The 19,859-nt window shown below is 46.7% G+C and carries 13 protein-coding genes; 1 reads left to right on the top strand and 12 read right to left on the bottom strand.

What is annotated here, in order from left to right; genetic code table 11:
• Positions 1 to 8 precede the first annotated feature (8 nt).
• Both TBC1_RS04365 and TBC1_RS04360 read right to left on the bottom strand, forming a co-directional pair.
• Complete coding sequence (locus TBC1_RS04365; protein WP_137305431.1) at positions 9 to 1,256, bottom strand: hypothetical protein; 1,248 nt, start codon at positions 1,254 to 1,256, stop codon at positions 9 to 11.
• A 90-nt stretch (positions 1,257 to 1,346) separates the two neighbouring features.
• Positions 1,347 to 6,989 carry a choice-of-anchor J domain-containing protein gene (locus TBC1_RS04360; protein ID WP_062039022.1) on the bottom strand — a complete coding sequence of 1,881 codons (5,643 nt, stop codon included), beginning with the start codon at positions 6,987 to 6,989 and terminating at the stop codon, positions 1,347 to 1,349.
• A 1,472-nt stretch (positions 6,990 to 8,461) separates the two neighbouring features.
• On the opposite strand from TBC1_RS04360, the gene TBC1_RS04355 reads away from it, so the two are divergent.
• Positions 8,462 to 9,670, top strand: coding sequence for a helix-turn-helix domain-containing protein (locus TBC1_RS04355; RefSeq protein WP_062039019.1), 1,209 nt, complete (start codon positions 8,462 to 8,464; stop codon positions 9,668 to 9,670).
• A gap of 41 nt (positions 9,671 to 9,711) precedes the next feature.
• On the opposite strand, the gene TBC1_RS04350 is transcribed toward TBC1_RS04355, so the two are convergent.
• The 10 genes from TBC1_RS04350 to TBC1_RS04305 all read right to left on the bottom strand — a co-directional run bounded on the left by TBC1_RS04350 (position 9,712) and on the right by TBC1_RS04305 (position 19,605).
• Positions 9,712 to 10,182, bottom strand: a complete 471-nt coding sequence (locus TBC1_RS04350; RefSeq protein WP_062039016.1) for a hypothetical protein — start codon at positions 10,180 to 10,182, stop codon at positions 9,712 to 9,714.
• Between the two features lie 265 nt (positions 10,183 to 10,447).
• Entirely contained in the window at positions 10,448 to 11,074 is a 627-nt protein-coding gene (locus TBC1_RS04345) for a LolA family protein (RefSeq protein WP_062039013.1), read from the bottom strand.
• Positions 11,075 to 11,085: 11 nt separating this feature from the next.
• Entirely contained in the window at positions 11,086 to 13,602 is a 2,517-nt protein-coding gene (locus TBC1_RS04340) for an FtsK/SpoIIIE family DNA translocase (protein WP_062039010.1), read from the bottom strand.
• Between the two features lie 152 nt (positions 13,603 to 13,754).
• Positions 13,755 to 14,432: a DUF4412 domain-containing protein gene (locus TBC1_RS04335; protein ID WP_062039007.1), complete on the bottom strand. Its 678-nt coding sequence runs from the start codon at positions 14,430 to 14,432 to the stop codon at positions 13,755 to 13,757.
• Positions 14,433 to 14,484: 52 nt separating this feature from the next.
• A complete protein-coding gene (locus TBC1_RS04330; RefSeq protein ID WP_062039004.1) occupies positions 14,485 to 14,922 on the bottom strand; it encodes a peptidylprolyl isomerase in 438 nt (145 codons plus the stop codon).
• Positions 14,923 to 14,941: 19 nt separating this feature from the next.
• Entirely contained in the window at positions 14,942 to 16,450 is a 1,509-nt protein-coding gene (lepB, locus tag TBC1_RS04325; protein ID WP_172668822.1) for a signal peptidase I, read from the bottom strand.
• A gap of 67 nt (positions 16,451 to 16,517) precedes the next feature.
• The gene (gene dapB, locus TBC1_RS04320) at positions 16,518 to 17,240 is read right to left on the bottom strand and encodes a 4-hydroxy-tetrahydrodipicolinate reductase (protein WP_062039001.1); all 723 of its coding nucleotides are present in this window, start codon (positions 17,238 to 17,240) and stop codon (positions 16,518 to 16,520) included.
• 17 nt (positions 17,241 to 17,257) lie between these two features.
• A complete protein-coding gene (locus TBC1_RS04315; protein ID WP_062038998.1) occupies positions 17,258 to 17,887 on the bottom strand; it encodes a DUF5683 domain-containing protein in 630 nt (209 codons plus the stop codon).
• A 22-nt stretch (positions 17,888 to 17,909) separates the two neighbouring features.
• Complete coding sequence (locus TBC1_RS04310; RefSeq protein WP_062038995.1) at positions 17,910 to 18,800, bottom strand: ParB/RepB/Spo0J family partition protein; 891 nt, start codon at positions 18,798 to 18,800, stop codon at positions 17,910 to 17,912.
• A complete protein-coding gene (locus tag TBC1_RS04305) occupies positions 18,790 to 19,605 on the bottom strand; it encodes a ParA family protein (protein WP_062038992.1) in 816 nt (271 codons plus the stop codon). The genes TBC1_RS04310 and TBC1_RS04305 overlap by 11 nt, the downstream gene beginning before the upstream one ends.
• Between the last annotated feature and the right edge of the window lie 254 nt (positions 19,606 to 19,859).

The raw sequence follows: 19,859 nt of genomic DNA, 5'->3' as shown, positions 1-19,859 counted from the left end.
CCCTGCTGTTACTCAGTGAGCTGTACGTTTGAGGTTCCGGGCCTTTTGGCCGGGTTGGGCGGCGTGTTCATGCCTACACCGTTAATATTGTTGTTGTAAACCATGATCAGGTCGACAATATCTACAAAGCCCTCTCCGGTAAGGTCAGATGCCTGATATCCGTAAGCACTGTTAACATTGAGGTTGTATATCTGTGTCAGGTCGAAGAAATCAATATAGCCGTCCTGAACTGATGGGGTCGAAGAACTTACATCACCCGAAAAAATTACATATTTGCCGCCCGTCACCGGTTTCAGGTTCTGCCCGAATGCCTGTGAAGAAGCACTGCTCAGGTCGAATGAGGTAATGCCCGAAGCAAAAGATTCGCCGCCGGCCTTTGACCAGGTTTCAACGCTGTTGCGGTGTTTTGCAACTATGTAATAGGTGCCGTTCATATTCCCGGGCACCGGAATCCTGCAATGGCCGGTCTGATTGAGGCTCACGCCGTGAACAGCCCAAAGGATATTCCAGGGTGAACTTGTCTGCGCCAGCAGTATGGAGAGCGTATCTGCTACCAATCCCGGGAAATTATCCCAGCTATTGTAATCATCATCAACATCCTGTGTTTTGTTCAGCAGACCGGTTGTCGGATTGTAAAGCCCCTCGGTAAGTAAGGTAAGATTAAGGGTTTTACTGTGAGATTCGGCCAACGTGATAAATGTGTTAATACGCTGATCTTCAGGGCCTGTATAAGCGGTTACCGCTGTACGGTAGGGCTGGATGGTGAAATTCCAGATGGGATTGATCTGAGTATTGCCAAAAGGCACGGTATTGGATAACCTGATCCGGCAAACCCTGGTTCCTTCAGTCGAAATAATGGTTCCGTCGGTTGAGGAGGTCTGGGTTTCGGGAAAAAGGGTCCTTGGAGGAATTTCCGGAGCAATTTTTATACACGACTCACTTGCAGAAAAACCAATGGAGGCCGGTTGCTGCAATGTGTTTAATTCTGAGCCGCCCCCTATAATCGCGGGTGTAATGGTCCCCCCGTTTACAAACGCCGGATCAACCAGGATGGCCGCCTGAAAATTGGCCAGTTCCAGCGGTATGGTGCCGGTGCGGGTCAGGTAGAGGTCAAACTCATAAGTATCATTTGCAGTCATCAGGTCGTTTTTCAGAAAGGCCGTGTATGCAGGTAACTGCGCATGGAGTGTGCCGGCTGATATCAGGATGATACCCGTCAGCATTATTTTCATACTTCTTATAAATTGCTCTTTCATATCTCTGATTTTATATGCAAGGTTTTGTGTGATCCTCAAAAAGGAACACACAGTGCCGGAATTTGTTCCGGCGCTGTGTGTCCGATGATATTAATCAGTCAGTTTCAACTTTAACAAACCGGGCCGTTTGGCCGGGTTGGGCGGCGTGTTCATGCCTACACCGTTTACACTGTTGTTGTATGCAATGATATAGTCAAGGAATTCAATGTAGCCGCTGCCGTCAAGGTCGAAGAGTGAATATCCGAAGAAGCCGGCAACACTCAGGTTGTAAACAGGAACCACATCAAGGAATTCAATGTATTCATCATTGCCTACATCGCCTGAATAGAGCGCCCACACCGTACCCATTGATTTCTGGTTGGATCCGTAAGCCTGTCCGGCAGCAGTGGTAAAGTCGTAATCGATGGTGGTGCCGCTGAAATCAACGGGCAGGGCACTCCAGGTTTCTACACTGCTGTGGTGGTCAATTACAATATAATAGCTGCCCGAGAAGGCTGCAGGAACCGATACAATCATGGAGCCGTCGGTGTTGATGTTGACTTCATGTGCGGCAAAGAGATATGCCCAGGGGGCATCGGCTTCGGCCAGGTAAACACTGAGGGTATCCACCGTGGTTCCGCTGAACTTGTTGAAGATATTCTCATCCTGATCCACATCCTGAGCCTGGTTCATGGCTGAAACGCCGTTCCAGAAACCTTCAATGTAAGCTTTAAGATTGAGGGTTTTAATCGGAGGCGTCTGGATGGAAACACTTACATCGTCAAGATGCCAGGTGTGCGCAAAACTGCCTTCATAACGGAATGCGATGTAAATGGTTTGTCCGTGATAGGCGCTGAGGTCCAGCAGTGTCTGTTCCCAACTGGCAGTTACGGAAGCAGGTGACCAGATTTCAACATAATCACCATCAGTAGGATCAGGTGAGCCTGCAGAAATCAATACACTGTTTTTAACATAATCGCCTGGGTATACGTTGTATGACCAGAAGCTGAGTTCGATGTATCCTGAAGCCGGGATAATCAATCCGGGGCTGACAAGGTAACCATCCTCCGTATTGGATGAAGGACCATAAACATGAGCTGCTGACAGGGTTCCACCCTCTGTATGGTTGTAAGAGGATGAAAGTCCCCACGAAGTACCGGCAAGGTCAATGTTGTATATAACCCAGCAATTTAAATTGGCTGAAGTTTCTTCAAAGTCTTCAGCGAATGGAAGATTCAGTGCAAAGCAGGAGGTGGCGAACTCCACTCCGCCTGTCCAATTGCTGTAATTATCTGTCCCGCATACTGAACGTACATAAACCATATAAGCGGTTCCATCATCCAGCCCGGTGATATCGGCGGTGGTCACCCCTGCAGCCGTAGTTCCAAAAGCTGCCAGTCCGGTTGCCCCGCTGCCCGGATCTCCGTCGGTTCTGACTTCATATTCATAGCCGTTGGCAGGGGCAGGATCGGGTGCTGTCCATGAAATGGTGGCGGATGTCGGAGTAATATCGGCTACCTGAACATTGATCGGAACATTACATGTAATGATTTCAACAGTTACAGGGCCTGCAGGTTCTGATTCACTTTCCGTGTAAACAGCCGTAACAGTATAGCTGTATGTGCCGGCCGGGAGGTTAAGGTCATCATACTCTGTTAATGTGGTATAAGCAAGAAATGCTTCATCTTTATAGATATTGTAACCGGTTAAAGTAGCCATTGGTGCACGGTTGTTTTCTGTTGCATTATCAATTAAAGCAACATTGGCTTTTTCAGAAATTATATTGGAGCCCTTAACAATACTCCGTGTAGGTGGCTGTAGGTTCACTAATTGCCGGTCAGATGGACGATTGGCAATAATTGGCTCAGCATTCTTGCCTGGTACACCTATACTGAAGTCATCAATCATCAGGACAAATGCATCACTTGAAACACAATTAATGGCTACATAGATATTTTGCCCTACATAAGCCGAAAGATCAAAGGTGTATTCTGTCCAATCTAAAGGTGCTTCTATGTATGGTTCTGCGCTGATAATTGTAAAATCAGTCGTTGCGGTGCCAGTAGTGGAAATTCCTACCCTGAAGCGCTCAAGCCCGTATGCATCAGTAACACTTTTCGCCCAGAATTTAAGCTGAGATCCGGTTACTACAGCAACCTGAGGACTGATCAACCAATCGTTATTTGGAAAAGTAATAGCAGCGAAACATGCGGCATATTTACTGCCGCTATGTGCCAGCCAGGCGGCATCAGTCAGCGCAGGCACAGTAGTGCCGGGATTAAATGTGATAAATGCGCCTGTGTAACCTTGATTTGTAAAGGTTACGCCACTGATAGAATAGGTTGATGAAAGGTCAATATCAGTATTTAACCATGGGGGAAAGCTAAGCGAGAAATCTGTATAGCTTTCAAAGCCATCGGTGAAACTTTCCGGAACAACACCCGGTGCATTCCATGTTAGATGCACATCCTGATTCTCAACACTTGCCTGGAGGTTCAGCGGCGGGTCAACATAAATATTCAGGCAGAGATCCTGGGTGGTTGTTGCACCTTCTGAAACAACTACACCGGTAATGGTTTTGTTAAAGTAACCAGACAGACTGGCTGTCAGGTCATAGGTGCCTGTTGCAATTGCGGGGAACTCATAATAACCGTTGGCATCGGTCGTTGTTGTGGAACCGGCAATTGATACGGTAACACCTTCCAGTAAAGCGCCTGTATAACAATCGGTTACCTCGCCTCTGACTGCTCCCGTTGTTATGACCTGCAGGCTTATATCATCCAGAGAGACTGGCGGATTTGGACCAATAGAACCGTCATTTCTCCAGCTGAATACCAGACGTTTTGTTCCTGCTACAGTGTTAGGTATTGCTAATGTGACTTCAACATAATCTGCCTGTTGATTATAATTGACTCCGATTTGACCAGTAGTCAGCTGTGTGCCTGCAACAGGCAAAGTAGATGGATCTACAATAAATACCTTCATATAGTCACAGCAGGATTCTGCCAATCCTTTATACCAGAATTTCAGAGAATAACCTGCAGCTTCACCTCCTGTAAAGGCAATGTCCCTATACAGATGCACAACACTTGCTGCATCTATTGTATAAGAATATGAAGTGCCTCCGTCATTGGTTATAAAAGCGGAATTAGTTCCGGAGTGGGGTACAGCGGCAGTGCCGGCAAACCATGTATTTGGCTGCGTTCCATTAACAACTGCCCATGATCCGAATCCACTTTCAAAGCCTTCTGTAAGAGGTAAAGTGGCAGGAATTTGGGTTGTGCTGAATGATGCCGGTCCGGTCCATGTACTGTATGTATCACCGCAATTTGCCCTTACATAAAACTGATAGTTTGTACCAGGTTCAAGGGAAGTAATCGGGTTGTCAGTGTTGGACGTAGTAGCTGTGCCCGAACCGGTTGGCTCTGCCAGCGGCGCTTCTCCGTAAACATATTCCCATGCTGTGGCTGTACCTGCTTCAGTCCATGAAAGGTTTGCTGAAGTCGATGTTACTGATGCAGAGAGCCCGGTCGGGGGAAGGCAGTCGGGTAAGGGTTCAAACGACAGATTCAGGATGAATTCGATTGACTGAGGATCTGGCCAGCTGGAAACGATGGCAAAGTATGTACCTGGTTGCATTAGCTGATCTGCAAACGAAACAGAAGACCCGGAGGAGGTAGCTGACCTTATAACCGCTGCAGGCGATACAGGATCAGGGCAATCTTCAAGGATAAACAATCCGAGGTACGAGTCCGTGGTTGTCATTGAACCGTCAAGATATCCTGCTTCGGTCAGGGTAAATTCAAACACCATATCATCACCATTCATATATAATGAACTTGGAGTAATCCAGGTGCTTGAATAATCATCTCCCATGGTTGAAGTATTACCGGAAAAATCTACAAGTGGAAGCGTAGTGGGATATGGATTATCGCAGGTTGAGCCTGGAGGAGGAACAAAGCCGGTTCCTGTAAGTGGAACAGTGTTGGTAGCCTTCGACCCCAGGTTATCAACAATAACAAGGCTGGCACTTTTTGCGCCTTCGGAAGTTGGGGTAAATGCAACACTGACAGTAGCTGTCTGGCCAGCGGTAAGACTCAACGGATAAGAATTGGCATCAGTTAGTACAAACTGGTCAGCATCGGTGCCTGTAACTGAAATGGCAGGGTTAATAACTAATGTTCCACCACCTGTATTGGAAATGGTAAATACCTGTGATGATGACCCACCGACAGCTACTGATCCGTAGTCTTTGGTTAACGGGCTGACTGAAAATACGGGTGTTGCAGGAATTTCTTCAATGGTGACATCATCAATGTAAAAAGCATATCCATCATCATCAATCAATCTGAATGCAATATATTGAATGTCCTCGTAGGCTGACAAGTCAATTATCTGTTCTGTCCAAACTGTTGGCATATTTGTGCCTGCAATATATGTTGCGAGAGTTGTCGAAAAATTGGAGGCAGATGAATTGCTCGTAGCAATTTGAACTTCCAGATCTGTTCCGGCCAATGAACTCCCAATTAACCAGAATTTCAATCGATAATCGACAGAATTCAAATCAAGGGGTGGAGTAATCAATAGATGCTCACCACCTGCGGAGGCCCATGGAGCCCTGGCACATTGTAATCCGGAATGTGGGTTTATTGTGGACATTATCCAGGGACTAGTACCACTAACTGTAATTTGTGACCATCCATAAGGCGGAAATGCCGCGCCTTCAAACCCTTCGGTAAATGGAAATACAGTGACTGTCGGGTCGGGTCCTGTGGTAAATGTCCATGTAGGACAACCGGTAGCATCTCCAAAAGCGTTATAGGGAACAACTTTCCAATAATAAGTAGTGGAGTAATCCATATCTCCCGCAGGATCGTAAGTGGTTACGAGACCAAGGTCGATTGGATCTTCAGGCAACTCGTCGGCTCCAAAGTAAAGATTGTACCCAGTTGGCGCACCGCCCCCGGAAGCCCAGTTTAATGAGGTACTTACAGGTACATTGGTTGCTGCATCGGCAGGGGAGACCAGGGTTGCGCAGTTGGGAGGGGTGGCTATTGCCGGTGGGGTCCATGTGAATGTCAGACCACTTGCGGGAAAGATGGAGCTGGTTAATGTGCAGTTTGCAGAATTGGATGCTCCTGCTGTAGTCGCCGCCCAATCTGTAGTTGTCGTCCTGTTGTTGAACACAGAACTGGAGGATCCTCTTAAACCTACCTGCTTTGTTCTGGCTGTGGAGTTCTTAACTATGGTTCCATAAATTACCTCAACTACATTTGTAGTTTCATAAAGTTTTACCTGAAAGTTGTAGCTTTCGGATGCAGCAGCATAATGCCTGAAGTCTTTCCATTGAATGGTCAGCACCTGGTTTGGAGTGGTTCCGGAAAGCTCATAGCGCAGGGTTGCTCCGGTATTTCCCTGGAGGTCTGCGTTAAATGCGGCAATAACATTGTTGGAGGATCCGGTGCTTAATGCCGCATAACTGCTGGAGACACTTGCACCAAAAGCAAGAAAGCCGTTGGCATTTACACTGAACTGTGTGAAATTAGTTTCATTAAAGTTAAATGTAAATCCGATATTGTTGGCATTGTAGCTGACATCATCCATAGTTGTACCTGAGCCCAGTTGGGTTCCTCCGGTAATTTCGGTATAAGTGCCAGATGAACTCACGAATGTGTAGGCATTCACCTGCCCCTGCCCCCAAGAGCTTCCGGCCCATAGGAACAGCAGAATTAGCAATGTAAAAAGTTTTCTCATAACACGGTTTTTTGGTTAATAAATTATGTTTATTGGCATTATCCTACTGAAAATCAATTAAATAACCTGAATTCATCAAAAATCTGCGAGGATGGGAGAAAAACCGGCCGTGATTAAAATGATAGGGAAATGATAATAATGCTGTATTTCAAGATGTTACGAGAGATCGCGGACGGCACGGTGATCGTTTTTATAGCAGAACCAAAGTACAGCGCGGGAAAGCGGCATGCAAACGGGATTGGTTCAGATTTATAAATCCGGCCATAGAGTTGCGGATTTATGATTTCAAACCCATTCTGCTGTTTTCGGGAGGGGAGTTTGAAAATCCCTGAAACTTTCCGGTAATTTTTTAAGGAATCATTACCGGTTTTCACAGTGATAATCTTTTTTAAGCCATGAGGAAGATCTTTTGGTTCCCGGTAACCAGATTAATTCCATCTTTTTAACATGCAGATATACTGTGTTATACATATTATTTCAAGAAATTGTGACTTGCTGCTTATCCCGGAAATCAGGATGATTTCATTGCATGAATACATAAACAATGGAGGTTCTTCAGGATATTTTAGCTCAGGGAAGCAACATTTTAAAACTTCTTAAAAAAAATTAGTTATGCATTCAGATATTTCTGCAGACCTGAATTCCCGGAAGATTATTTTTTTACACTGATTTTGCTGCGGAATCTCCGGGACAAGACGAAAACGGATATATCATATTTTAAATATCATTAAATCAGCAGCATGCGAATCAGCTATTTGTGCTTTCTTTTCCTGTCTGCTCACAACTCAGGCTGGTAATATTTTTTTTGATCGTAAAAATATTTTACTCTGTTTCGGGATAAATGATAAAGTGTCGGTTTAAATATTTATATATCAGGATAATACAAATTTACAGATGAATAAGTCCTTAATATTGAATTTTTTCTATTTAAAGTTTGAATTTATAAATCCGTACCTTGATTTCCGATTTATTATTTCGTACCTTTGTTTTCATATCGCTGGTATTTCAACCTTTGCAAGCAGGACTTTACCGTTGATATAATGTTAAAATCCGAATATTTAATCGCTTGGTTCAGCAGTCATTCAATTGCATTCTTTATAACTGAATCCTGACTCACTCGTTTCACTCTGCCCGCACGCCATACTGAACTGAATATCCGGGCGCGTTTTCCAAAGAATACCAAGCAATCTGCTGATTCGCAGATATGAAAAATAGATCTTTGACCGGACAGTTTCCGGTGAACTGCATGGTTTGCCGCCTGCTTCAGGAGGTTAGATTTTGGCTGTTTACTTATATGCGGCCGGTGAGACTTCCGGTTGTGGGGATGCGGATTGCTTCAATTACCAAACAAAAGTTACAATATCAGGTTTTTAGCTATTAATGATTTAAAGTATTGAAGCAATGAATGATCATGTCTTAAGTTTCACCTGACGGCAATGGTTTTTCATTCAGCATCAGAGAATCTACCATCTATGAACGGTTTTATCAATGCTTTTCTGATTATCGGCACCAGCGCATTGCTATTGCTGGCATTGCTGGCGTTTGAAAAGGCGATGCGTCAGGGCGACAAGGCAAGGTTGTACCTGGTTGTCTTCTTATTGGTTTCGGCCCTTTATTTTACCTCTTACGGTTTATATTGTTGCGCTCCTTCGCCTTACAATGAAATCGGCGGAGCGTTTAAAATCCCCCTGGTACTTGCCTTTATTCCCTTGTTTTTCCTGTTTCTGCGCGACCTGATTACCGGAACCACACAGCAATTTTCAATGGTTATCAAACACCTGATCCTGCCGGTCTTGTTTATTGCCTCTGCGCCCTTGCTGTTAGTTTTTCCGGAATCAGATGTTATAATCGGCCGGAATCAGGTTGGCTATACCCTGCGTTTCCTGCTGGGTCATCTGGTACTGATGTTGCAGACAGTATTTTATACGCTGCGCATGTTCAGACGTTATGCACGTTACTCGGGTAAGTTACAGAAGTATTATCAGGAGTCTGACAGGCATCCGGTCAAAATCAGAAACCTGCTGCTGTCGTTTGTTATTTTTCTGCTGGTGCTCGATAACTGGTTGATGACATTTCTGATTCCTCAGGAGGTATTTCCGCTTGTTTATCCGGTGCTGCTGTTTTCAGCGGCTTTCATCACCGGCTGGCTGGGCCTTGCTGCCCCGGCCTGTTGCCGTCCTGCCTCATCACCTGCTGTTGTTCCTGAGAAGAAAAGCGATATTCCTGCAAAAGAAAGTGTAGTTGCCAGACAACCGGTTCCCGTGAATGGCGAAGCAGAGGATGCCTCCGCTCAGGTGAACGGCCGCATACCGTTTGGCGACAGTAAGAAAAAAGCCCTTTATGAACATTTGCTGAGATACCTGAAGGAAAGTGAGGCCTATACCAATCCCAAGCTAACGTTGAAGCAACTGGCCTCGGACCTGGATACCAATACCCGCTACCTTTCGATGGTGATCAACGAGTTTGAAGGCTGCAACTTCAATCAGATGCTTAACCGTTACAGGGTGAACAAGGTTATTCAGCTGCTGGTGGATAACCAGGCGGAATCATATTCTTACCTCGGGCTTGCGCAAAAGGCCGGATTTCACAGTAAATCGGTATTTATTTCAGCATTTAAGGCGCAAACAGGTTCCACGCCCACCGAATTTGCAGGCTCAATGAAAAAGCTGATTCAGAATTAGAAGCTTATTTCATAATTAGGATCAATTCCGTAAAGCCGGCTTCAAAACCTGAACCACGGTCTTTCGGGCCCCATAATTCCAGCCGGTATCATAAGCAGAATAATAAGCAGGGCAATTCCTGACCAGATCAGCGTTTTCCGGTGTTTAACCCGGGAATCTGCGGTTCTTTTGATAAGAATGCTGCCTGCCTGGGCGAGTATGACTGCGATGATGTTTAACAATGAATGCTCCACGGCCCAGTAGCGAAGGGTGCTGTCTTTCATGGCGGCGCCGAAGTCATTCATAGCCTGCAGGGTGAATGGACTCAGAATGAAATAGAGCAAAAGGCCCAGCAGAAGTTGAAGATGCAGGCTGCTGATAAACAGCAGGGAAAGATTTCTGTTGGTGCCCGAATAAGCGGTCCTTTCACGCAATCCTTTTAAGGCCATTGCAATTGAAAGTAATCCGGCAATAAGGATAATCCAGCGGTTCCATGAATGCAGGTAAAGCGAGAAGGTATAGAGTGAGTCCATCTTTACAGTTGTTTTCGCAGTTAAACACTCCGGCCGGCAACATGTTCAATAAAAAATCAGCACAACTGGTTTTTTATTGCAGGACCTGGCTGAATCAACAGTTTATCGTCCAACCTCTATGGATTTACCACAAAGTATCCTCTAGGATTTAACCTGTAGTATGTTACTGAAGATTATCCTTTATAATACAAAAAGTAAACCCGGAACAGACTATCCCGGGTTATCTGATATTGTTTGAAAAAAGAAGATCAGGCGATCTTTAAGGCTAACGCATGTCAATCTCTTCAACGCCCGGATGTTCACTGGTTTTGAAAACAAACATGCTGTCTGTAAAAGGAAGATCCGTTTCAAACTTATTGACCGTGTAAGTATAAGTGCTGCCGTTTTTATCAAAAATGGTGATACTGCTCACAATTTTCCGCGCACGTTCAATGGTTACCCTGACTTTGTTGAAGTTTTTCTTCTGCACGGGAATCAGTTCGATGACCTGTTGTTTGCTGTTTTCTTCCAGCAGCCTGGCTTTGAAATTCTCATTATACGAACTGAGCAGATTGTTCGGGGTGAAACTGTCGTCTTCCTTGCTTACGTTGTTGATCTGCACTTCATTGGCATCTTTCAGATAAGTCCAAACGGTTTTGCCGTTGCTGAAAATTTCCTGTCCCGAGAAACTCAGTTTGTAGTATTCGCCTTTTGAGATCAGTACCCCTTTAAAGCTATCGTTGATATTCTGGGCTTTGTTCTCCATCTTATAGGTAAATTCAATGCGGATGGTTTTATAAGCCTTGGTTTTGGCTGAAACCTCGTCGAGAATGGTGCGGGCCTTCCTGTCGGTCTGAGTAAATGCCGGCAATACGAATAGCAGGCTGAGTAAGGCTAAGAAAACATTTTTCATTTTAACTTCTTTTAATAGTCGTTTGGATTGGCTTCCGGTCTGAGGTCCTTCAAATATTGTTCCAAAGCCATTTCATTGGCAACTTTTACTTCGCGGGCCTTGCTTCCTTCAAAAGGACCTACAATCCCGGCGGCCTCCAGCTGATCGATAATGCGGCCGGCCCGGTTATAGCCGAGCTTTAGCTTTCGTTGCAGCAGCGAAGTGCTTCCCTGCTGGGTTTGCACGATAATCCTGGCGGCATCTTCGAAGAGCTCATCCCGCTGCGCCGGATCAAATTCCACCTCTTTTTCATCCTGTTCGTCGGCATATTCAGGCAGGTGGTAAGCGTCGGGATATGCCCGTTGCGAGCCGATGAATTCGGTAATGCGTTCGACTTCGGGGGTATCCACAAATGCGCATTGCAACCGGATAAGGTCGCTGCCTGTGGAAAGCAGCATATCGCCCCGGCCAACCAACTGATCGGCGCCCCCCGTGTCGAGAATGGTGCGTGAATCAATTTTCGAGATCACCCTGAAAGCGATGCGGGCCGGAAAGTTGGCTTTGATGGTTCCGGTGATGATATTCACCGATGGCCGCTGGGTGGCGATTACCAGGTGAATGCCGATGGCGCGGGCAAGCTGGGCAAGCCGGGTAAGCGGAGTCTCTATTTCCTTGCCGGCGGTCATAATCAGGTCGGCAAATTCATCGATGACCACAATGATGTAAGGCAGGAAGCGATGTCCGTGAAGGGGATTCAGCCGGCGGTCAACAAATTTAACATTGTATTCCTTGATGTTACGAACCTGTGCATCTTTCAGCAGGTCATAACGGTTATCCATTTCGATATTGAGCGAATTAAGTGTCCTGACTACCTTTCGCGTATCCGTGATAATGGCCTCTTCCGAGTCGGGAAGTTTGGCCAGAAAATGCCGTTCTATTTTAGAAAACAAAGTCAGCTCTACCTTTTTGGGGTCAATCATCACAAATTTCACCTGGGATGGATGCTTCTTGTAGAGAATGGAAGCAATGATTGCGTTCAGTCCCACGGATTTACCCTGCCCGGTAGCGCCTGCCATCAGAATATGGGGCATACGCGTAAGGTCGGCAATATATGGCTCATTCTGTATGGTTTTGCCCATGCCGAACGGAAGCTCAAATTTGGAATTCTGGAAGCGCTCATTTCCCATGATGGATTTCATCGAAACAATTTCCGGCTTCAGGTTCGGAACTTCAATTCCTATGGTACCTTTTCCCGGAATCGGCGCGATAATCCGGATGCCCATGGCCGCCAGGCTCAGCGCGATGTCGTCCTCCAGGTTCTTGATCTTCGAAATCCTTACGCCAGGCGCAGGAATGATCTCATACAGGGTAACGGTAGGGCCGATGGTGGCTTTTATTTTGTCAATCTGTATGCTGTAATTCGCCAGTGTTTCTACAATACGGTTCTTGTTGGCTTCGAGCTCCTCTTTTTGAACGGAGATGCTGGCCGTGCTCCCGTAATCATCCAGCAGTTCAAGGGTTGGAAACTGATAATGCGGCAACTCCAGGGTCGGATCAAATTCTGTATCAATGGTAAACCTGTCCGGAGTTTCCCTGATCTCCTGATTTTCAGTCAGGGTATCAATATTCTCGATGGTCAGCTCAATTTCAGGGGTCGCTTTGGGCTCAGCGGGCCTGGGCTCAACCGGCTCAAACCCGTTCTCTTCAGGAACGGAAGCAAAGGGGGCGTTTTTTGTTTCCGGATGGGAATCTTCATCCTTTACGGCGAATTCAACCGTATTGTATTTGTCCTCAGGCAATACCGCTGTGTTGAAGCGATTCTGACCGGTTTTCTGATTTACCTGTAAATTATCATCCGCCTCTTCAGATTCTTCCGCCTCATCTTTGCCGGCGGGCCTTTTGGGCAATTCAAGCGGCATATTAAAGGCAAATACAAGGATGGCTACCAGCGAAAACAACAGAAAGATCGCGGTTCCGGGTTTACCGAGCAGGCCTTCGAGCCATCTGGCGCTTTGGTAACCGGTAATTCCTCCGAGTATGGCATAGGCAGATTGTTGCAGCAGGAAGCCAAGCGCTACCGGCAGCCATAACAGCCCCAGCAATGAATTGCGGAAAGTTTTACCGGCAGGCAGTATGGCTGCCCCCACCGCCATGCGCACCCCGGCAACTAACAACATCAGAATAATCAGGTAGGCGGCGATGCCGAATCCCTTTTTTATCAGCAGCAGCGAAAGTGCAGCGCCGAGTCTCCCTGCCCAGTTACCGGCCTCGATAGTGGTGTCAAAAAGTACCCTGCGGAAAGAGTAAGTGGTAAACAGATCGTCAGATCCCCAGTTGAAATAAAGAAAGAGGTATGACGAAAATGCAAAAAGCAGGTAAAGGGCAAGCAGAATGAAGAAAACCCCCGTTATCTTAACGGCACGACCATCGGTGAGCCAGGAAGGTAATACCGGCTTTTTCCCGGATTTCTTCCCGCTTTTAGGCTGGTCCTCGTTAAATTCGTCCTTCCGGAGGGCGCTTTTTTTCAGGGTATTTCCCTTTCTTGCCATTTGGGGGTCTTTGGTTTTGTGAAGTGGGCAAATTTACAAAAACCGGAAGACCTGATGAAGCGAAATCCCTGATTTGTATGGTACTCTCAGGATAATCCGCTGTCACAGCCGGGTCGGCCGGTTTAAACAATTGCGTTATCAGTGCCCGGTAATCAGTTGCCTCCGAACATCTGCCTGAGCTGATCGGGGGTCATCTCTTTGTAGTCCGAAGGAACTTCAAAATCTTTACCGGATACTTTTCCCTTTTCCACACTCACCGCGGTCATATACATATTCATTCCCTGCATTTTGTAATAGAATTCCATCGGAATGCCGGGCAAGGTGCGGTATTCGTTATCATAGAACAGTTTGTTGTTGCCGATGTTCTCCGTAAAATAAACGATCATCGGGCTTTCTTTGCTTTTTTCATCTCCGAAATGAATCTCGGCTTTCTTGCAGTCAAAACCGGCGATCTCTTTGGTTTCTGATGTTACCGTTACCACCGGCTCCTTCCCGGAAGGCCTGTCGGCGCCCTTATTGGGCTTCATGGCTACTTTCTGACCCATCATATCGATAAGGATCACTGTCGATTGCTGATCAGCATCCATGATGATCACCTGGTTGATGCCTGACATAGCCATTTCGATGCGGGCTTTGTTCCCGTTCATCAATACCTTCATGCTCTGGGGCATCATCGCCTGTTGCGAAGCTTCCATTTTTGAATCGGGATAGGTAATTTTATAATTGATCACGCCTTTGAAGGGGCTGCCGGGTTTCTGGGCAAACGCCGCTGAAAGGCCTGTCGTGAGGGCAAATGTTATGGCGAGGAATGCTGAAATATTTCTGTTCATGCTTGCAATATTTTGAAAGGTTAACATTATGTCTGAAAACCCCGGAGCTTTATTATTCCTCCAGGATAACGATTTTGTTGATTTTGTCGCCGGCCCTGATCAGGTCAATCACTTCAAGACCTTCGTACACTTTTCCGAAACAGGTGTGATTGCGGTCGAGGTGGCTGGTGTTTTGACGGCTATGGCAGATAAAGAACTGCGAACCGCCGGTGTTTCTTCCGGCATGGGCCATGGAAAGTACACCACGGTCGTGGTATTGGTTGTCGCCATCCAATTCACAATTTATGGTGTAACCGGGTCCGCCCGACCCTGTGCCGTTCGGGCATCCGCCCTGGATCACGAAATCCGGTATTACCCTGTGAAAAGTCAGTCCATTGTAAAATCCGCTTTTTGAAAGATTTACAAAGTTTGCAACGGTATTGGGGGCGTCTTCTTCGAAGAATTTAACCTTCATCAGGCCTTTGGCGGTGTGAATTTCTGCAGTTATCATCGGTATAAAGTTTGTTTTACTAGTTAATGGTTCTGAAAAGTTTGTTAACCCTGATCTTTCCACCGAACAGGGGTTTCCTGTTGTCGAGCGAAAGCCAAACAAATACCGCTTTCCCGACGATATGGTCCTGAGGCACAAAGCCCCAGAAGCGGGAGTCGGCCGAGTTGTGGCGGTTGTCGCCCATCATCCAGTAGTAATCCATCTTAAAGGTGTAGGATGTGGCCGGTTTGCCATTGATCAGGATGGTATTGCCCTGTATTTCAAGGTCGTTAAGTTCGTAATTTTTAATGATCCGTTCGTACAATACGATGTTTCTGTGGTTGATTTCAACGGTGACGCCTGCTTTCGGGATTACCAGCGGGCCAAAGTTGTCAACATTCCAGGGATAGGCTGAATCGAACGGGAAAATGTAAGGTTGCCAGAAACCGGCCGGCTGAATGATCTTTTTTACCTCTTTCACATTGATAAAGCCCTTGAGTTTATCCGCTGCCGCACTTGTCAGCGTAATTAAATATTCCTCAGGGCCTGCCATTCCGATTTCTTCGGTAATGTCAAGCTTGTCAAGCGCCATAGGGTTGATGCGGGTGCCATCGGTACGTACAATATATTTAAACTGCGCGAGTTCCGGAACATCTGCAGGTTTACCGTTGATGTGCACAACCTGGTCGATGATCTGCAGGGTATCCCCGGGGATCGCCAGGCAACGCTTGATGTAATTCTCCCTTTTATCTACCGGGCGGGCAACGATATCACCAAAGTTAGCCTTATCAGTCCATACCCTGTTGCGGGTGTAATCACGCACCAGCGCGTAATAGCTCTGGTTCTGAACTTTAAGGGCTACCGTATCGCCGTCGGGATAATTGAAGACCACCACATCGTTGTTTTTGACTTTTGAAGGGCCGGGGAACCGGTAGTAGGGCAGTTTGATCCATTCCACATAAGATTTGGTGCTCTCCGTAAGCGGGAGGGTATGGTGCACAAACGGGAAGGCAATGGGGGTGTTGGGTACTTTGGGGCCGTAACTCAGTTTGCTGACAAAAAGAAAATCTCCGACCAGCAGTGATTTTTCCATGGAAGAAGTTGGAATTGTATAGGCTTCAATCATGAAAATCCGGATAATGGAGGCCGCGATCACTGCGAAGATAATGGCATCCACCCATTCCCGGAGGGCGGTCTTCTTAATCCTGACCCGGTTTGCCGGAACGGTATAGTCTTTTTCCTTTTTCAGGCCCAGCCAGGGCAGATAAACAACCGGAAATACAACGGCCAGCGCCTGCTGACCGAGACTGTGGATTTTGTAACATTTAAGGGTTTCAACCACCATCAGCATTACCATAAATGCGTTGATGAACGGCATAACCAGGAAAACAAACCACCAGAGCGGTTTATTGATAATCTGTAGCCAGATGTAATAATTGTATATGGGAACAACGGATTTCCATCCCGGATGCCCGGCGTGCCCGAATGTTTTCCATAATAAGACCGGAAAGAAAATGATCAGAATGATCAGGATTAATGTTGGTGACATAGATTTCTTCTTGATGACCTGCCGTTAACGGACAGTGTGTGGTGCAATATTAAGGTTTTTTATTGAGTTAAGGATTATTCCCAAGCAAATCCGCCATTCCGAAAAACCCTTTACGCCCGCGTAACCATTCGGCGGCAAGCACGGCACCCAGGGCAAAACCCTCCCTGTTGCGGGCGGTATGTTTTATTTCAATGTCGTCGGTGAGCGAAGACCAGCTGACAATATGCGTACCCGGAATTTCGCCGGTCCGCTCGCTGCTTACTTCCAGTTCACCGTGATTTGCGCCGGGGCCACTGACCCACCGGTGGTAAGCCTGATTTGCTTCAATAATGCCGTCAGCCAATGCAATGGCCGTGCCACTCGGAGCATCTTTTTTATAAATATGATGAATTTCATGAATGGCAGCACGATAAGTGCTGTATGGACTCATCAGTTGGGCCAGTTGCCTGTTTATTTCAAAAAAGATATTGACGCCTATGCTGAAATTCGGTGCATGAAAAAAGGAATAATTACCGGACAGGCAGCGCTGAATGGCTGCGCAGAGCCCATCGTTCCAGCCGGTGGTTCCCGAAACTACCGGAATGCCAAGGTCGAAGCAGCGGTTAACAGCCATGGATGCGGCAGCCGGAGTGCTGAAGTCAATCACGGCATCGCAGGACTCCAGCAACTTTACGGCAGAAATCCAGGCATCAGGCGTGTCGATGGCAATAAGGATCTCGTGACCTCTTGCAACCGCGACTTTTTCTACTTCATGGCCCATTTTGCCATATCCTGATAATGCTATCTTCAATTTCGTCAGATTTTAATTCAGAAATTCATACTGAGTCTCACGCCCGAGGCTCCCTGAAGGCCAGGACTGTATGGGCTGATAATCGCCGGTTCAACCCTGAGGGTAAGGTCGTCGGAAATGTCATAATCGAAAAAATGCGCATCCACCGCGGCGTCAATCACATTCAGGATGTACCAGGCCGCGCTGTAAATGATATTCAATTCTACCCGCCTTCTGTAAAAGTCCCGTCCCCGGAGGAGATCGTCGGTATTCGGATACCGTGTGACATATTCATTGTCGATCGGATATGTGTCCTTATTGGAGACATAGCGGTAAGCTTCGGTGAATTTCCTGACCTCGTCATTATTGATTTTAATCGAATATCCGAGATAGCCGAAGCCGGCGTAGATAAGCGGGATTTTCCAGTATTTCCTGTTGTATGCCTGGCCAAGGCCGGGTAATGCCAGTGAATAGATGGTCGCTTTGTGCGCGGAATGCAGGGGCCTGACCAGCGTGTCGTTGTATGTTGTTTTCTTCGGCGGGAAGTACATGGCATCTTCCTGCGCGGCGGCCGGGCAGACGGCGGCTGTCATAAAAACGAAGAAAACCGCAGTCAGTGCGGTTGTTTTTATGTTGCAGAAGTTAACTATATGGAACGGTTTATTCATACCCGGCCTGCCTGGTGTATTATTAACGTGAAAGCAGCTCTGCAAGTATTCGTTCGAGTTGTTTTTGCGAATTGAAACTGATTACGATGTTTCCTTTGCCTTTCTGGTTGAGGGTGACATTGACTTTCGTGTCAAGTTTACCTGCAATATTTTCACGAATGGCTTCTATTTCACGGGGCAATTCCCTTGCCGGCGCTTCCTTGCGTGATGCCGGTTGTTTGTTGAGGTTGCGGACAATCTCTTCGACTTCCCTGACGGAAAGGTCTTTGGTGATGATATTTTTCAGAATTGCTATCTGCGTCTGCTCATCATCAATGTTTATCAAAGCCCGGGCGTGGCCCATCGAAATTTTATTGTCCCGGATAGCCACCTGCAGTTCAGCCGGCAGTTTGAGCAACCGGATATAGTTGGTCACAGTTGTCCGGTTCTTGCCGACACGCTGGCTCAGTTCTTCCTGGGTAAGTTCGCACTCTTCGATCAGGCGCTGATAACTGATGGCGATTTCAAGGGCGTTAAGGCTTTCGCGTTGTATATTTTCCACCAGGGCCATCTCGAGCATCTGCTGGTCGTTGGCGATACGGATATAGCAGGGGATTTCGTCCAGCCCGGCCAGTTTGGAAGCTTTCAGCCGTCTTTCTCCGGAAATCAGCTGATACTTGTCGTATCCCATTTTTCTGACGGTGATGGGTTGGATAATGCCCTGTTCCTTGATGGAGGCTGCCAGTTCGTTCAGGGCTTCCTGGTCAAAATCTTCACGCGGCTGAAAGGGATTGGCTTCAATCTGGCTGAGTGGGAGGGAGGCAATGGCCCCCGCGACAAAATTGCCCGAAATGTCACTTGAAGTGATGTCGGTTTCCGGGCTTTCAAGTATGGCACTCAGGCCCCGGCCAAGGGCTTTCTTTTTAGGATTCATTTTCAGGTTCAATTTGTTTTTCAGATGTTTTGATCCGGGTCAGTTCGTTTTTCTGGAGTATTTCACGCGCCAGGTTCAGGTAATTGATCGCTCCGCTGCTGTTGATGTCGTGCATAATGATCGTCTCTCCGAAACTAGGGGCTTCACCGAGTTTTGTATTCCGGTTGATCAGCGTTTCAAATACCATATCCTGGAAGTGGGCTTTTACCTCATCAACCACCTGGTTTGAGAGACGGAGCCTTGAATCATACATGGTCAGCAGTATCCCCTCAATATCAAGCCCCCTGTTGAGGCGCTGCTGAACAATCTTGATGGTGTTCAGCAGTTTCCCGAGGCCTTCAAGCGCAAAATATTCACATTGAACGGGTATAATAACTGAATCCGCCGCAACGAGCGAGTTAACCGTGATAAGTCCCAGCGACGGGGAGCAATCGATTACAATAAAATCATATGCTTCCCTCACCTTCTGAAGCACCTTGCGCATCATAAATTCGCGGTTGGGCTGATTGATCATTTCGATTTCGGCGCCAACCAGGTCAATATGTGCCGGAAGCAGGTCGAGGTTGGGCGTACTGGTCGAAAGGATAATATTCAAAGGCTCTACCTCATCCATAAGACATTCATAGATGCTGGTTTTGATATTTTTAGGGTCAAATCCCACACCGGAAGTGGAGTTGGCCTGCGGATCAGCATCTATGATCAGTGTGCGGTATTCAAGCACGGCAAATGCTGCGCCCAGGTTGATGGCAGTAGTTGTTTTCCCGACTCCTCCCTTTTGATTGGCAACGGCGATTATCTTTCCCATTTTAGTTAAATCTCTTGTAATCAAGTATTTAATTCAATATTTGTGCCTTTGATGAAAGCCCCACAAAGGTACAATTTTTTATTCCATATATCTGAAGTGTTCAGGCAGGGTGTTGATAAATATAGTAAACCGGCCCGCAATTCTTTAACTGTAGTCTGATTACCGTCAATAAGGATGTCCGGCAGAATTTCAGCAGTTTAAAGCAAGAAGTTATGATTGATGAATGAGGGATTGTTCTTCAGATTTTTCCGGCG

The organism is Lentimicrobium saccharophilum (assembly GCF_001192835.1).
GTDB classification, from domain to species: domain Bacteria; phylum Bacteroidota; class Bacteroidia; order Bacteroidales; family Lentimicrobiaceae; genus Lentimicrobium; species Lentimicrobium saccharophilum.
Note: the sequence above shows the minus strand (reverse complement) of the source record. Positions and strands in the feature narration are given on the sequence as shown.

What these genes read in the sequence shown, in the direction of transcription:
- TBC1_RS04365 (WP_137305431.1), bottom strand. Translation starts at nt 1,256, where the DNA reads ATGAAAGAGCAATTTATAAGAAGTATGAAAATAATGCTGACGGGTATC.
- TBC1_RS04360 (WP_062039022.1), bottom strand. Translation starts at nt 6,989, where the DNA reads ATGAGAAAACTTTTTACATTGCTAATTCTGCTGTTCCTATGGGCCGGA.
- TBC1_RS04355 (WP_062039019.1), top strand. Translation starts at nt 8,462, where the DNA reads ATGAACGGTTTTATCAATGCTTTTCTGATTATCGGCACCAGCGCATTG.
- TBC1_RS04350 (WP_062039016.1), bottom strand. Translation starts at nt 10,182, where the DNA reads ATGGACTCACTCTATACCTTCTCGCTTTACCTGCATTCATGGAACCGC.
- TBC1_RS04345 (WP_062039013.1), bottom strand. Translation starts at nt 11,074, where the DNA reads ATGAAAAATGTTTTCTTAGCCTTACTCAGCCTGCTATTCGTATTGCCG.
- TBC1_RS04340 (WP_062039010.1), bottom strand. Translation starts at nt 13,602, where the DNA reads ATGGCAAGAAAGGGAAATACCCTGAAAAAAAGCGCCCTCCGGAAGGAC.
- TBC1_RS04335 (WP_062039007.1), bottom strand. Translation starts at nt 14,432, where the DNA reads ATGAACAGAAATATTTCAGCATTCCTCGCCATAACATTTGCCCTCACG.
- TBC1_RS04330 (WP_062039004.1), bottom strand. Translation starts at nt 14,922, where the DNA reads ATGATAACTGCAGAAATTCACACCGCCAAAGGCCTGATGAAGGTTAAA.
- lepB (WP_172668822.1), bottom strand. Translation starts at nt 16,450, where the DNA reads ATGTCACCAACATTAATCCTGATCATTCTGATCATTTTCTTTCCGGTC.
- TBC1_RS04315 (WP_062038998.1), bottom strand. Translation starts at nt 17,887, where the DNA reads ATGAATAAACCGTTCCATATAGTTAACTTCTGCAACATAAAAACAACC.
- TBC1_RS04310 (WP_062038995.1), bottom strand. Translation starts at nt 18,800, where the DNA reads ATGAATCCTAAAAAGAAAGCCCTTGGCCGGGGCCTGAGTGCCATACTT.
- TBC1_RS04305 (WP_062038992.1), bottom strand. Translation starts at nt 19,605, where the DNA reads ATGGGAAAGATAATCGCCGTTGCCAATCAAAAGGGAGGAGTCGGGAAA.